16 protein-coding genes are annotated in these 15,522 nt (G+C 35.8%); 2 read left to right on the forward strand and 14 right to left on the reverse strand.

From position 1 onward, the window contains the following. Nucleotides 1-10: 10 nt before the first annotated feature. Nucleotides 11-94 carry an IS3 family transposase gene (locus tag EKM64_RS11770; RefSeq protein WP_225420984.1) on the forward strand — a complete coding sequence of 28 codons (84 nt, stop codon included), beginning with the start codon at nt 11-13 and terminating at the stop codon, nt 92-94. Nucleotides 95-172: 78 nt separating this feature from the next. Here the strand turns inward: EKM64_RS11770 and EKM64_RS09730 are convergent, their stop codons facing one another. Continuing rightward, the gene (locus EKM64_RS09730) at nt 173-1,057 is read right to left on the reverse strand and encodes an arginase family protein (RefSeq protein WP_225421000.1); all 885 of its coding nucleotides are present in this window, start codon (nt 1,055-1,057) and stop codon (nt 173-175) included. A gap of 128 nt (nt 1,058-1,185) precedes the next feature. Next, nucleotides 1,186-1,506: an ArsR/SmtB family transcription factor gene (locus EKM64_RS09735; RefSeq protein ID WP_125678080.1), complete on the reverse strand. Its 321-nt coding sequence runs from the start codon at nt 1,504-1,506 to the stop codon at nt 1,186-1,188. A gap of 106 nt (nt 1,507-1,612) precedes the next feature. Between EKM64_RS09735 and EKM64_RS09740 the strand changes: the two genes are divergently transcribed. Beyond that, nucleotides 1,613-2,746 (forward strand): AI-2E family transporter, encoded by a 1,134-nt coding sequence (locus EKM64_RS09740; protein ID WP_125678082.1) that lies wholly within the window; start codon nt 1,613-1,615, stop codon nt 2,744-2,746. A 170-nt stretch (nt 2,747-2,916) separates the two neighbouring features. Here EKM64_RS09740 and EKM64_RS09745 read toward each other — a convergent pair whose 3' ends face one another. From EKM64_RS09745 to EKM64_RS09800, 12 genes are all read right to left on the reverse strand, one after another. Continuing rightward, nucleotides 2,917-3,777, reverse strand: coding sequence for an aldo/keto reductase (locus EKM64_RS09745; protein WP_125678084.1), 861 nt, complete (start codon nt 3,775-3,777; stop codon nt 2,917-2,919). A gap of 245 nt (nt 3,778-4,022) precedes the next feature. Continuing rightward, the gene (locus EKM64_RS09750) at nt 4,023-4,358 is read right to left on the reverse strand and encodes a metal-sulfur cluster assembly factor (protein WP_125678086.1); all 336 of its coding nucleotides are present in this window, start codon (nt 4,356-4,358) and stop codon (nt 4,023-4,025) included. A 12-nt stretch (nt 4,359-4,370) separates the two neighbouring features. Next, a complete protein-coding gene (locus EKM64_RS09755) occupies nt 4,371-5,543 on the reverse strand; it encodes a nitrate/nitrite transporter (protein ID WP_125678088.1) in 1,173 nt (390 codons plus the stop codon). Nucleotides 5,544-5,571: 28 nt separating this feature from the next. Further along, entirely contained in the window at nt 5,572-5,811 is a 240-nt protein-coding gene (locus EKM64_RS09760; protein WP_125678090.1) for a MoaD/ThiS family protein, read from the reverse strand. Then, the gene (locus EKM64_RS09765) at nt 5,808-6,218 is read right to left on the reverse strand and encodes a molybdenum cofactor biosynthesis protein MoaE (RefSeq protein ID WP_125678092.1); all 411 of its coding nucleotides are present in this window, start codon (nt 6,216-6,218) and stop codon (nt 5,808-5,810) included. Before EKM64_RS09765 ends, EKM64_RS09760 begins: the two co-directional genes overlap by 4 nt. Continuing rightward, a complete protein-coding gene (locus EKM64_RS09770; RefSeq protein ID WP_125678094.1) occupies nt 6,215-7,246 on the reverse strand; it encodes an ABC transporter substrate-binding protein in 1,032 nt (343 codons plus the stop codon). Before EKM64_RS09770 ends, EKM64_RS09765 begins: the two co-directional genes overlap by 4 nt. Nucleotides 7,247-7,248: 2 nt before the next feature. Next, entirely contained in the window at nt 7,249-8,025 is a 777-nt protein-coding gene (locus tag EKM64_RS09775; RefSeq protein WP_164505351.1) for an ABC transporter ATP-binding protein, read from the reverse strand. Further along, a complete protein-coding gene (locus EKM64_RS09780; RefSeq protein ID WP_125678098.1) occupies nt 8,018-8,971 on the reverse strand; it encodes a FecCD family ABC transporter permease in 954 nt (317 codons plus the stop codon). The genes EKM64_RS09775 and EKM64_RS09780 overlap by 8 nt, the downstream gene beginning before the upstream one ends. A 38-nt stretch (nt 8,972-9,009) precedes the next feature. After that, nucleotides 9,010-9,714 carry a respiratory nitrate reductase subunit gamma gene (gene narI, locus EKM64_RS09785; protein WP_125678100.1) on the reverse strand — a complete coding sequence of 235 codons (705 nt, stop codon included), beginning with the start codon at nt 9,712-9,714 and terminating at the stop codon, nt 9,010-9,012. After that, nucleotides 9,707-10,297 (reverse strand): nitrate reductase molybdenum cofactor assembly chaperone, encoded by a 591-nt coding sequence (narJ, locus tag EKM64_RS09790; protein ID WP_125678102.1) that lies wholly within the window; start codon nt 10,295-10,297, stop codon nt 9,707-9,709. Before narJ ends, narI begins: the two co-directional genes overlap by 8 nt. Then, on the reverse strand, nt 10,290-11,849 hold the full coding sequence (gene narH, locus EKM64_RS09795; RefSeq protein WP_125678104.1) for a nitrate reductase subunit beta: 1,560 nt from the start codon (nt 11,847-11,849) through the stop codon (nt 10,290-10,292). Before narH ends, narJ begins: the two co-directional genes overlap by 8 nt. Beyond that, nucleotides 11,839-15,507, reverse strand: a complete 3,669-nt coding sequence (locus EKM64_RS09800) for a nitrate reductase subunit alpha (RefSeq protein ID WP_125678106.1) — start codon at nt 15,505-15,507, stop codon at nt 11,839-11,841. The genes narH and EKM64_RS09800 overlap by 11 nt, the downstream gene beginning before the upstream one ends. Nucleotides 15,508-15,522: the final 15 nt, after the last annotated feature.

Consider the following 15,522-nt stretch of genomic DNA (forward strand, 5'->3'; position numbering starts at 1 on the left):
AGAAGAATACATCAAATTTTGGAATGAAGAACGAATATTCGAAAAACTGGGCTATCAGTCGCCGGTAGAATACCGGAACTTAATAGCCCAATAAAAGAAGTGCTTTTATTTTAATGTCTCAAAAAATAGTTGCAGTGCCAAATGCGGCTTTTTTATTTGCTAAATCCAATTATTATTTAAAAATATCAATTTCAGACAACATATTATGCAAGTTTATAGCATCCCAAGGCATATGTTCGGCAATATTAAAACCTACAATCTCACTTTTCTTAGAAATGCTCTTAATAACGTCCAACACTTCATTTAGTTGCATGGTTCCTGTTGCATATCCTAAAGAACTTTTATCAATATGAGGTTGTGCTGATAAAATAGATCTAAAATCATTTGAATCTAAAACATCTAAATCAAAATGAATCGCAATCTTTTCAAAATTATTTTTCTTGATCCAATTGTTGATTGATGTTGATCCGCCCCTTATTTGTTCAGGGGTCACATAATTCATATTAAGATCCTTAACCAGATGATCCATTGGACGTAAATCATCATATTTTAATCCGGCAAACATTATCTGATTACTATCGAGAGAATTTTTAACTTGTTGATTGAATTCATTTGACCCTCTATGCATCAAATTAGCCAGCACAATTTCATGAATATGATTTGAATCTTGGTCTGTTGAAACATCAGGATGTGCATCTAACCAAACGATACCCAATTTTTTCCCATACTTTCCACTTAAATAATCAATTGGTGCTTCAGAAATTGAACAGTCTCCACCCAAAGTAATAACCCTATCCGGTTTTTGGACATCCAAAATATTTTTGGTTAGTTCCATTTGATTTAATAATATTTTTCTACCACTAATTCCACCATCGACTTCAATATCTTCTTTGAAGTCTTGACTAACCGGCACCTCAAGTGTCTTTGCTGAATTACTTTCAGGAACTATTGCCGAAAGGATCTTAGAACCTAAAAAGTAATTCGGATTAACCCCTCCTTGCCATTGTGGCAAAATCAAACGTATTGTTTTACTAAATTCTTTTTTAGATGACATCATTCAAACCCTCCATTAAATTATTTATTAATTGATGTTCGGTATTTAATACTTTTGAATACGATCTATTTTGGCTCATATTTATATATCGTGAATTATCGATATATGATTTAAAAAAATAAAAAAGAGTTTTACATTTCTTCTTTAATTTTGTCAGAAAGTTCCTTTATATTATCCTCATTTCGACGATAATAAGTCCACTTTCCATGTCTTTCTGAACTAAGTAATCCAACCTCTTGCATATCATTTAAATATTTAGATACAGTCGATTGAGCTAACCCAGATTTTTCGACGATATCTCCTACACAAATACCGCCCATTTCGTTCATCATATACTTTACAGTCTCACAAGAGACACTAGTAATTTCTTCTTCTGGATCTTTCAACCAGCCCAAAATATCTAGACGTGTTTGATTGGATAATACTTTAAATAACTTCGCATTCATTTCCATAAAATCATCATATCACTAATCCTCGATATGTAAATACATGGTTCGTATATTTATAACTAATGTTAAAATATTAAGTACTTACAAATCCACTTTGAGGAGAACGTTTATGAAACTTACCAAACATGAATTCGTTCGATATGGTGTTCTGATAGCAGTATTTTTAGTTTTTTTAATCTATCCTGCACAAATATTTAATATCTTCAACATTTTATACAGTGCTTCTTTCCCATTGATCATTGGTGCTGCACTAGCTTACTGTATTAACTTACTTTCTTCTGCTTTGGAAAAATGGTTCTGGCCTAAGGCAAAAAATAAATGGGCAGTTGGATTTAGAAGGCCCACTGCTCTACTTGTCGCCCTCTGCTTAATAATTGCTATTATCGCTTGGGTCATGCGTTTAGTTCTCCCACAGTTTATCACTGCTATTAGTGGTTTCTTCTCAAGTTTACCTGATGTGATAAATCAATTTAACAAATGGCTCAACAATTCTAATCAAGCCAGTGCGATCACTTCACAACTACAGACCACGAAAATTGATTGGAATACAATTCAGGCTAAATTGATGAAATTTATTTCTACTGGATTAACTGGTGTATTTTCGTCTACAATTTCTATCTTTGGCAGCCTTTCGAAGGGACTATTTAACTTTATTCTGGCTTTTACTTTTGCGATTTACATTGTAAGCGGTAAAGAAAGAATCGCTTCAAACTTAAACCGAGTGATGAACGCTTTTGTTTCTCCAAAGATCATGAAAAAGACTCATTATGTCTTACGAATTACCGATAAGGCCTTTTCTAGTTTTATTACCGGTCAAGTAATTGAAGCCTTCATTTTAGGAACTCTCTGTGCGTTAGGTATGTGGATCTTTAAATTTCCAAACGCCTTATCTATCGGTGCTCTTGTTGGTATAACAGCACTAGTGCCAATGATTGGTGCTTGGATCGGTGGCGGTGTTGGTTTTGTTCTGATTGCCGTTACCTCACCCCTTCAAGGTATATTATTTGTTGTTTATATCATCGTGTTACAACAGTTAGAAAGTAATTTAATCTACCCTCGTGTCGTTGGTGGATCGATCGGATTGCCAGGAATATTGGTCTTAGTTGCGATTACAGTCGGTGGTGGTTTGGCAGGAATTATTGGGATGTTGGTTGGTGTTCCAATCATGGCCGCAATTTATCAATTGATTAGAAATGCTACTTTAAAAAAAGAAACTTCAGGCAAAAAAACACCGACCCAATAAGAAATGGGTCGGCATAATATGAATATCGTTTCTATCGTTTGGTAACACGTGGTTTAAAAAGGAAGAAAGCTATCTCTTCCTCACCTTCAGTTTACGACCGCGGGTTAAACATGACAAATAAAATGACTAACAAATTAATTCATAAAAGTATATCCTAAGATATACTTTTTTTAGAAATTAGCTGTATCTGGATCAGTTGCTTCACCAGCCAATCCATGAAGTCCATCAATTGTCTTCATATCTGAATCCGAAATCTCAAAGTCAAAAATATTTGTATTTTCCTTAATTCTGTCAGCATGAACAGACTTTGGAAGTGGTAAAAAACCATGTTGTAATGACCAACGTAAAACTAATTGAGCAACTGTCTTACCGTATCCTGAGGCCATATCCTTTAGTTCTGGAACCCCAAAGATTTTACCTGTGCCAAGTGGACTATAAGCCTCACTCAAAATATTATGGGCATCATTATAAGCTACGACCTCTGGCTGTAACTCACTAGGGTTCAAGAAAATTTGATTGACCATTGGAGTTACATTAGACGTCTTCAAAAGTTCATCAATGTGATGTTGACGGAAGTTTGAAATACCGATAGCACGTGTTTTACCAGCTTTTAACAATTGCTCCATTGCACGCCATGTTTCAGCATTAACTTCTTTCCAATTATCACGGAATTTCTCTGGATTTGGCCAATGGATCAAGTATAAATCAACATAATCAACATCTAATTCAGACAATGACTTATCCATTGCTTTCATAGTTGCTTCATATCCGTGATCTTCATTCCATAATTTTGTTGTTAAAAAAAGATCATCGCGCTTTATGCCTGAGGCCTTAATACCAGCTCCAACACTATCCTCATTACCATAGGCCGCAGCTGTATCAATATGACGATAACCAGCCTCAATAGCCGTTTTAACGCTCTCTTTAGCAACTTCACCATCAGGGGTTTGCCACGTACCAAATCCCACAACAGGAATTTTTACACCATTACTCAAGGTATATGTATCTGTTAAACTACTAATTTTTGTCATTTGCGACTCCTTCCAATTTCAAACTGACTAATATTTTACATCATTCTATTTTTAAACTCTTTTAAAAAGACTCGAGAAAAGATGGTAGGATAATAATTAATTTTGGATCATTAAAGCAAAGAGACACTGTAATCCGATTGGATTACGGTGTCTCTTTGCTTTAAACGGAAAAGTATATTTTGTTGCATGTTAATTCTGCAAATTTAATAACAGTAATAGTTATGTCCCGGAACCTTTAATTATTTTTATCCGTGAATCCCTAAGGCAATTTGTGCAAAGCGACTCATTTTGCTCATATCCCATGTTGGATACCAGACAAGATTGATCTCACAAGTTTCGAGTCCGTCAACGGACTTAACAGCGTTATTAATATCATCATTGATCATGTCACTCAACGGGCAACCCATTGTTGTCAAAGTCATCGTTATTGTACAGTGATCACCTTGAATATCAATTCCATAAATCAAACCGAGATTAACAATATCGATTCCCAATTCTGGATCAATAACACCTTCCAATGCTTCGGTTACTTGTTCTACTTCTGCTTGAACCTTTGGATCTTGCGCTTTTTCTTCACTCATAATTGGACTCCTTTAGCTAACGATTCTTCTACTACCAGAAATATAAATCTTCTGTAGTAATACTAAACATATTATACCAAAAATAGCTATGAGATATATTCCAATTTTATAACTTCCTGTCATTTGTTTAATTAATCCTAGAATAATTGGTGGAAAATATCCGCCTAGTCCACCCATGGCACCAACAAAACCAGTAACAGCCCCAGTATTACCCGATGAAACAAAAGGAACCATCTTGAAAATTATGCCGTTACCTATTCCAACAAGGATTGCCATCGCGATAATCAAGGTTGTAAATATTCCCTTGGTTTCTAGGAAAATTCCTAAAATAATTGCGGCGACAATAATTAGAATAAAATCGTAACGAAGTAATGTCATTGGTCGAATCTTATCAGACAAGTATCCACCAACTGGGCGAAGCAATGTACCAACCACGGCAAACATGGCTGCCCATAGTCCAGCATCGACCAAATTATCGTTAAATAAATTAACCATAAAGGTCGAAAGAAGATTAGTCATCGACATAAACATACCAAATGTTAAGAAATAAAATAGTGCTAACAACCAAGTATCACGTTCCTTTGCGACAGATAAGGATGCGCCAAGACTAGCATTCTTATTTGTTTCCGATTCGGGACTGAATAATAAAAGAATAATAAATAATATCAACAATCCGATCAAAACGTAGAATACTCCATTTAAGTTAATTGTTTTGACCCATCTTGGGAAAAAGAAAGCTGAAAATGCTGTACCAATATTACCAACACCAGCAATTCCCAAAACTAGACCTTGCTTTTCTGGTGGGAAAAATCTTGTGACGTATGAGACACCAATAGCGAACGATGTACCACTCATCCCCAACAACAAAGCCGAGAAAACTAACATTCCATATGAATGAACTCGAGGGATCATTAAAACTGGAATGATCAAGAATAACATTAAAATTATATAAGTCTTTTTACCACCGAATCTATCACTCATAATCCCCATTGGGATTCTCATGATTGAACCTAGCAAAATTGGTGTAGCCAACAGTAAAGACCTCTGTAATTCTGAAACCTCTACACCTGCATTTTTTAGAATAATATCGATCATGGGTGCCAAACTAAGCCATACCATAAAGCACACCATCATCGCTAACGTTCCCATTGCCAAAGCAAAATAAGATCTGGATTTACTTCCCATAATAAATATCTCCATTCGTTATTAAATTCTAACCCCCACTAACGGGTGGAATGATTGCTATTTCAGTTACATCGGACAATTTGAATTCTTCATCATCAGCATATTCCTCATTAACAGCTACTAACGATTGATCCAAGATATCAGAAAACTCAGGATACGATTTTTTAATACTATTTTTAACATCTCTAGCATAAAAATTATCATTTAAATTCAAATCAACTGTAGCACCGATTTCTTCTGCTAAAATCGAAAATAGTTTTACTTTCATTCTCCTAAACCTCCCCAACGTATTTTGTCTCGATCATACTCCTTTTTCCAAATCGGTACGGTCCTTTTTAATTGATCAATTAAAAACTGACAATTCTCAAAAGCTTCTGCACGATGAGGTGCAGCTACTCCAATAAATACTGCTACATCAGACAAATTTAATTCACCAACGCGATGAACCATCACAACATCCATTCCTTTAGCTAAAACTTGATCAGCTAATTTTTGCATTTCCTTTTCGGCCATTTGCTTATAAGTGGTATATTCAATCTTTTCAGTTTCAATCTCGTCAGTAAATTTACGAATATTTCCGATAAAAATATCTATTCCACCAAATTCGGGATGTATTAAACTTTTGGTAAGTTCATCCGTATTAATTGGCTGGTCAGTTATTTTGATTAGGCTCATTTAATGACCTCCCCAGATAAAATCTTATCCAGTTGTTTATCAGTAAACTTATGATTGAAGTATTTCACATAAAAATCTCTGAACTTATTTTTCAAATTAACATCCTTCATCTGTTTAGGATGGAATAATTTGGCTGCCCACCAAATCTGTAGATCTTCTTCGGCACTATATCTATCTAAGGCGAAGATACCTGTGGGATTGCCGTAAACTTTCTTATTCTTAACCGCCTTCAACGATGAGAACCGTGAGTCCTTCTTCAAAAGATTCAAAGCATTTTTATTTGTAGTCCCACCAACAATAATAATATCTGGATTGGACTTAATGATTTCTTCGGCCGATATCTCTATCATATTTCCTTTAGTCTTGATAGCATTTTTTCCACCAGCTGTATTGATCCACTGATCCACGATCGTCTTTTTACCATCGATCTTAGTTAAATCCGTCTTATTAACAATATGCAAAACACTAGGTTTGTTCTTTGCTTTTGAGACTCTCTGCTTAACTTCTTTAATGTCACTGTCTAATTGTTTGTTATAAGTTTTGGCCTTTTTATTAGCCTTGCCACCTATTATAGCACCAGTTAATGTAACCGTTTTCTTCAATCCGGTAAAATCTTGAAACATCGAATTTACAGCTGGAATATTTGCTTTTTTGATAGTCTCTATCTGAGAAACATCAGAACTGATGACTACATCAGGTTTTTGTTTGATCAACTCTTCTAATTGAAAACTATCCCCATTAAATGGAACAGCTTGTTTTTTAACACTAGGGTAAAGGTCAGTTAACAAATCATTGTCGTGAATCAGTTGTGTTGTTGCAACTAATTGATGTTCCCCACCTAACATTAGAAAAATTGGATTGTTGGCATGCCATAAGTCGGCGACACGTTTTACTTTTTTCGGTATCTTAACCTTTTTCCCGGTATTGTCGACCACAGTTCTTGTTGATGCTGCTTGTACTTTTGATCCTCCCAGAAATATAAATAATATTCCTAAGGTCAAAATTACTATTGTTTTTAACTTCTTCATAATTACCCCATCTCTATTCCAAACACATTCCGTTGTAAATCTTCATTGAAAGTTGAAATAATAGGTGTTTGATATAATTCTGATAAAGATTTGTCACTTAAGATTTCTTCAGTTGATCCTTGTCGATAGGTTTTATTATTCACCAATAATCCAACGCTATCTGCAACCATAGTTGCTTGATTAGGATCATGTGTACTCATAACAATTGCGATGCCTTGATTTGAAAATGTCTTAACTAATTTTAAAACATTGACTTGATTCTTGTAGTCTAAAGCTGATGTCGGTTCATCCATAATTAATATCTTAGGTTCTTGAACCAAGGCACGACCAATATTAGCCAATTGTTTTTGACCACCACTCATATTTTGCAAACTAGTGGATTTTAAATTTTCTAAACCAATTCGACTAATAACTTGATCAACTAGTTTTTCATCATCTTTATTAGGCTGGCTAAAAATAGAATGAAACGCACTTCTACCTAACAACAAATAATCAAATAAGCTCAAATTAGTATTTATATTTACCCGTTGGCTAACTAAGGCCAACTTATGTGATAATTCCTTACTTCCTATTTGTTTCAATTCTTCATTATCCAATTTAATACTTCCTTGATATTTGGAAAAAACACCGCTTAAACAGTTTATAAGTGTACTTTTACCAATACCGTTAGGACCTAAAATAACTAATACTTCACCAGACTTGACCTGTAGATTAACATGATCAATTGTATTTAAATCTTTATATGCAAACGACAAATTATTGGTTGTTAAACTAAACACCGACATTTCTTCCTTTTATCAAGATAAATATAAATATTGGTACACCGATAAATCCTGTCACTATACTCAAAGGAATATCGTTTACAGAAATACTCCTAGCTATAGTATCAGCAATTACTAATAGCGCCGCTCCAACTACAGCTGACATTGGTAAGGCATATCGGTTATCATCCCCGACTATCTGTCGGCTGATGTGTGGCACGATTAAACCGATCCAGCCAATAACACCGCACAAACATACTGCGGCTGCAGTCAATAATGTGGCAAAAGCTATCATAACATTACGATTTAGTTTTGGATTAATTCCGATAGTCTTAACTGTAGCCAAATCTAAAGTTAATGTATTTAAACGCCAGCGTGTTACTAATAGAAAGATAATTCCAACAACAATAACTGGACCGACTGAATATAGTGCCTGTTTATCTACTTTCATAAAACTACCCATTTCCCAATAGACGATACTTTGCAACTGGTCTTCCGGATCAGCTACATATTTCACTGAACCTAAAATGGATTGCATCAAACCGGACATAATAATTCCAGATAGTATCAAACCAATACTGGACTTACTGTGTAGGAAATTGTCGATTACAAGTGTCAAGACAACTGTCACAACACCCATAACGAAGGCTGCCAATTCAATAATATAAATTGGTGCATTATTTAAAATGGCAATTGCAGCACCAACACTAGCACCAGTAGATACACCTAAAATATTAGGTGATGCTAATCCATTATTGAAGACAGATTGAAAAGTGGCACCGGCCATAGACAGACCAGCGCCAACTAAAATCACAGCAACAATACGAATGAATCTAAGGTTTAAAATCAATCTAGTCGCACTATCAGCGTTACCTAAAAAGAACTTAGAAACTTCGGTCATTGATAAGTTGTATCGTCCAATCATCATAGAACAGAATATTAGAATTATGAGTAAGATAAACATTAACGTAATTAAAATTTTATTTTGATGTTTTCTGATTACTATTTTGATCTCCCTCTCAGACCCTTTTTTCTGTATACGATCGGGCGTCTAAAGATATACTGCCATGGCAATGTCAAGGCATGAACCAATCTTGTATATGGGAAAAAAGCAAAAATCAATAATCCACATATAACATGTATTCTAAAGACAATTGGAACTTGAAGCATTAAATGATAATTTGGGCGAAAATAGAATAATTGACGTGCCCAAACTGAAAGGTTTAAACGATAGTTAAATTCTGGATGAAAGACTGTTCCTTCAATCAAAGAAGCACTCAATCCTAAAACAATAACAATCAAGAATGAAACATTTACAACTAAATCACTGAATGAACTAGTCATAAAGACACGTTTATTTGTAAAACGGCGATATGACAATATTATCATTCCAGCTAAGGCCATGAATCCAGCCATACCACCCATAAACAAAGCACCCATGTGATAAACTTCATTCGGTATTCCCAAAAAATCTGTGAATGATTTCGGAATAAAAATCCCGACAACATGTCCAAAAAATACGAAGATAATACCGATGTGGAATAAAATACTCCCGATCATCAATTGCTTCTTTTCCAATAATTCACTAGATTTGGCGGTTATATTTCCCCCATATAGAGACAAACGAATAATTGTACCAAAGAAGAATGATCCTAAAGCAACATAAGGGAATATGACCCACAAGATATAACCCCAAACATTATCCATTACTCTTTCCCTCCTCTTGAACAGAATTTTCTTCAAGACAAGACTTAAACTCAGCTCTAACGATCTTAATAATTTCAAAGTACATATCCTCAGACTGTACTTTAGAATTTTCCAACAAATTAAAAGTTCCATCCTCAATCACTGAGAATAACAATTTTAAATCTTGTTGACGATCATCATGTTTCCAATCACTGAATGCTAAGAATTCTAACATTAGTGGTAAATAATCAGACATTTCTGTCCCATCAATTCGCACTCCAAACATTTCATAGAGCATTTTTAATTTGGCTAGAAGTTGTCCTCTTTGTCTTGAATCCGTCATTTTATAATAACTCATATATAAAGTATAGCGATTATTCAACTCAAAAAGTGAGACGTAATGCGTTTTTAATTCCTCTAAAGAATACCTTTGCATTTTATAAATTATATTTAGCAATTTCTTCTTTGAAGGTGTTTCTGAGTATTCTGTCTTAAAGTCATTTACAAAATCATCAGTCAGAAGAGATCCAGTAGGGTAATCCAGTAGCCTAGAAAGATAGACAAACCCTTGCTTTAAGGAATTTAACTTTTCAATATTAATCACGCCAAATTCCTCCGTAGAAACTTTCTGCGTAAATATCTTTAGTGGATTCTCCAGCCTTGGCTTTACGAAGCATACTGCCATGAACTGGGGCTAGTGCACAACCATTACATTGTTCGAAACCAAGCCCACCTTGATCTTCAGCAACAGGAGCAACTTTTTCTTTCTTACTTTGTGGAATTACAAATCTATCTTCATATTTAGCAATTGCTAGTAAACGATAAAGTGATGTTGCTGAATCTTCTGTTAATCCAACACGATCAAGCTTTTCAGCATCAAATTCTTTACCACTTGTTCTAGCTCTCATATATAATCTCATCATAGCCAACTTATAAAGTGCATTTTTTATAACTTCAGTATTTCCACCCGACAAGAGATTTGCTAAATATTCAACCGGGATACGCATTTCATTAATGGCAGGGAAAATCATTTCTGGATATTTAATAGAATTCTTACCTTCGAAATAATTCATAATTGGTGACAATGGTGGTACATACCAAACCATTGGCATTGTACGGTATTCTGGATGTAATGGGAAAGCAATTTTTTGTTCAACTGCCATCTTATAAATAGGTGATTTTTGTGCACATCTAATTGTTTCCATATCAACACCATCAGCCAAAGCCTGTTCAACAACTTCTGGATCATTAGGATCAAGGAACAATCCTAATTGTGCTTCATAAAGTTTTGTGTCATCGGGTTCTTCACATGCTTCGGCGACTCTGTCAGCATCATAAAGAATTACACCGATATATCTGATTCTACCAACACAAGTTTCTGAACAAACGGTTGGCAAGCCTTCTTCGATTCTTGGATAACAGAAAGTACATTTTTCTGCCTTATTCGTATTCCAGTTAAAGTAAACCTTCTTATAAGGACAACCGGTCATACAGAATCTCCAACCACGACAACGTTCTTGATCGACTAAAACAATACCATCTTCATCACGTTTATACATGGCACCACTTGGACAAGAGGCAACACAAGCAGCATTCAAACAGTGCTCACATAATCTTGGCAAATACATCATGAAAGTTCTTTCAAAGTTACCTTTGATGTCAGATTCAATATTTTGCATATTAGGATCTTCGCCAAAACTACGATCTGAACCGGCTAAATCGTCATCCCAGTTAGGACCATTTGTTAGGTCCATATATTCACCGGTAATTTGTGATTTAGCACGTGCTACTGGCTGATGCTTTGATTCCTTACCAAAAAGTGTTTGATAGTCATATGTCCATGGTTCATAATAATCGTCAAGATTAGGCATATCAGGATTATAGAAAATCTTAGCTAGGGCAACTTTATTAAGCTTATTACCCGCACGTAATTCCAATTTTCCTTTACGATTTAATTTCCAGCCACCTTTATAATGACTTTCATCTTCCCATTTTTTAGGATAACCAACACCAGGTCTTGTTTCAACGTTGTTAAACCACATGTACTCAGCACCTGGTCGGTTAGTCCATGTTTGTTTACATGTTACTGAACAAGTATGACAGCCGATACACTTATCCAAATTCAATACCATGGAAATTTGTGCTTTAACTTTCATGCCACTTGACCTCCTTTAATTTTCTAACATTTACATATAAATCTCTTTGATTACCAATTGGTCCGTAATAGTTAAATCCATAGCTTAATTGGGCATATCCCCCAACCATTTGAGTTGGTTTAACGTGAATTTGTGTTGGAGCATTATGACTACCACCACGATTCCCAGTAATTGTTGACAATGGTTCTTCTATTTCCATATCCTGAGCGTGATACATATATAGGGTTCCATCAGGCATACGTTGGGAAACTACGGCTCTGGCCGTAACAACACCATTCTTATTATATAGTTCGACCCAATCGTTATCTTTGATATCGATCTTTTTAGCATCATCCAAACTCAACCAAACTGTTGGACCACCTCTAAATAATGTCAGCATGTAAAGATTATCCTGATAAGTTGTATGGATATTCCATTTACCATGTGGCGTTAAGTAACGCAATGTTAATTCCTTGTCAGCTGGTTCAACTTTAGTATCAGCTGGTCCTAAAACATGTGGTGGCAAGGTTGGCTTATACGTGGCCAATTCTTCACCATATTCCTGGAATATCTCATGATCAAGATAGAATTGCTGACGTCCTGTTAGTGTTCTAAATGGAACATTTCTTTCAATATTGACCGAGAATGGTGAATATCTATCGCCATCATGTTTAGCACTAGAAAAAATTGGCGTTGGTATGGCTTCTTTAGGCTGAGCGGTAATATTAGCAAACGTCATCTGCTTTTCAGTTAAACCAGCAGAGATATCAGCCAATTTCTTACCTGTAATTTCTTCGGCATTTTCCCAAGCTTTCTTGGCAACATGTCCATTAGAAGCACTTGATAAGTGAAGAATTGATTCAGCAACATTCCTATCTTCATCAAGTTTTGGATATCCTTTATCGACACCATCTGTATAGGTCCCGATAATATCTTTTAATTCATTGTATTCATTGGCAACACTGTAACTGTAACCATTTGAACCCAGCTTACCGCCAGCATTTGGACCTAAGGCAATGTATTTATCATAAACCGCTGTATAGTCACGTTTTACTAGTGAAAGACTTGGCATAGTCTTGCCCGGTATTGGTTCGATCTCGCCACGTTTCCAGTCTTTGATCTTACCGTAAGGCTGTGAAATTTCTCCCATTGAATCATGACCAAGCGGTTGAGTCTTTAAATCATATTGTGGTTCACTGTAATACTTTTTGGCCATCTCAGAAAAGCTCTTTGAGATATGTTTGAAGGCTTGCCAATCACTTTGTGATTCCCAAAGAGGATCAACTGCCTTATTAAATGGATGAATAAACGGATGCATATCGGTACTTGATAAATCTTCTTTTTCGTACCAAGTGGCTGCTGGCAAAACAATATCTGAATATAGTGGCGTTGTTACCATTCTAAAATCAAAGGCAACCGCTAGATCCAATTTACCGGTGACACTCTTTTCATCCCATTCCATATCAACCGGCTTGAAATTTTCACTTTGCTTAGCCAAGAGACCATTTTCTGATCCTAGAATATGTTTCATAAAATATTCTTGACCTTTGCCAGATGATGAGAATAAATTGGAACGCCAAACAAATAACGCCTTTGGTTGATTAATATCTTTATCCGGTGCTTCAGCAGCAAAATGTAAGCTGCCATCCTTTAGTTCTTGAACAACCTTTTTAGATATTTCTTTAATATCATTTGTCTTGTAATCTTTAACAAAATTCAAATTATTGCGGTCAAATTGTGGATATGATGGCATCCAACCCAATCGGATAGCCATTTGATTATAATCAGCTGGATGTTTGTACCCATCTTTAATAGTTTTAACTGGAGACTTCATACCTTCATTGTCCAGTTCATCGTATTTCCATTGATCACTTGCAAAATAGAAGAATGATGTACCTTGTTGTTGGCGTGAACAGCCTGGTTGCCAGTCATTTGCAAAAGCAATATTAGACCACCCCTCTGCAGGACGTAATTTTTCTTGTCCAACATAGTGAGCCCAACCGCCACCTTGAACACCAATACAACCAGTCAACATCAACATATTGATGATGGCTCGGTATGTCATATCACTATTGAACCAGTGATTGATACCAGCACCGACGATGATCATTGACTTACCTTTAGTATCCGCCGCATTTTGAGCAAATTCACGTGCTATTTGAATAACTAGATCAGCACGTACACCGGTAACTTTTTCTTGCCAGGCCGGTGTGAACAAGCTATCTGCATCGTCATAATCTTTGGCAGCAAAAACATCGATTTTTTTACGTTTGATACCATATTGAGCCATGATCAAATCAAACACGGTTGTAATAAGTTTCTTTGAACCATCTTTCAAAGTTATTTCACGGCAAGGAATTGTTCTACTGTATATTGAATTACCTTCGTTATCAAAGTTTGGTAAATCAATAACCTTATAGTCCTCACCTAAGAATGAAAGTTTGGGACTAATTTCACGCCCAAATTCAGAAGTTAAGTCAAGATTCCACTTTTCGCTCTTGTCCCATCTTTGTCCGATAGTACCATTTGGAACAACTAACTTATCAGTTGGTTCATCAACAAGCATTGGCTTCCATTCAGGATTGGCTTCATTAGTTTCTTTAAGATCAGATATTCTCAAGAAACGCCCTGAAACAACGTGTCCTTCATTGTTCTCACTTTGATCCAACATAATAACAAATGGTAGATCAGTAAATTTTTTAACATAGTCTGTAAAGTATGGAACTTGTTGATTGTTATAATATTCATTCAAAATAACATGAGTGAAACCTTGCGCTAACGCAGCATCAGATCCTGGATTTGGGGCTAACCAATTATCGGCAAATTTAACATTCTCAGCATAATCTGGACTAATAGAAACGACTTTTGTTCCTTTATATCTAGCCTCAACCATAAAGTGAGCATCTGGTGTTCTAGTTAATGGAACATTTGAACCCCACATCATCAAATATTGGCTGTTATACCAATCACTAGATTCAGGAACATCAGTCTGTTCACCCCAAACTTGAGGTGAAGCTGGTGGTAGATCAGCGTACCAATCATAGAAACTCAACATTTCTCCACCAATCAATGACATAAATCTAGCACCAGACGCATAGCTTAACATTGACATGGCTGGAATTGGAGAGAAACCGGCAATACGATCTGGACCATATTTTTTAATTGTATATAAAAGCATAGCAGAAATAAGCTCCGTGGCATCATCCCACTTAACACGGATCAGGCCACCATGTCCACGAACGCTCTTATATGATTTAGTTTTCTCAGGATCAGTGACGATCGATTCCCAGGCATCAATTGGATTTTCAAATTGATCCTTAGCATCCTCCCACATTTTCCATAAACGTTCACGAATATATGGATATTTTATCCTTAAAGGACTGTATTCATACCATGAAAAACTGGCACCACGAGGACAGCCACGTGGTTCAAATTCTGGCATATTTGGTCCACAAGACGGATAGTCAGTTGACTGGTGCTCCCACGTAACAATTCCTTGTTTGACGTAGACATTCCAACTGCACGATCCCGTACAGTTAACACCATGAGTCGTCCGAACTACCTTATCATGTGACCAACGTTCTTTATATAACTTCTCCCAACGACGTGAATCCTCTTCAAGTTGAGTGAAATTTCCATTGAACTTTTCTACTTTTTTAAAAAATCTCGATTTTAGCATATGTAAATTCCCACC

Source organism: Companilactobacillus keshanensis (assembly GCF_003946205.1).
In the GTDB taxonomy this organism is placed as follows: domain Bacteria; phylum Bacillota; class Bacilli; order Lactobacillales; family Lactobacillaceae; genus Companilactobacillus; species Companilactobacillus keshanensis.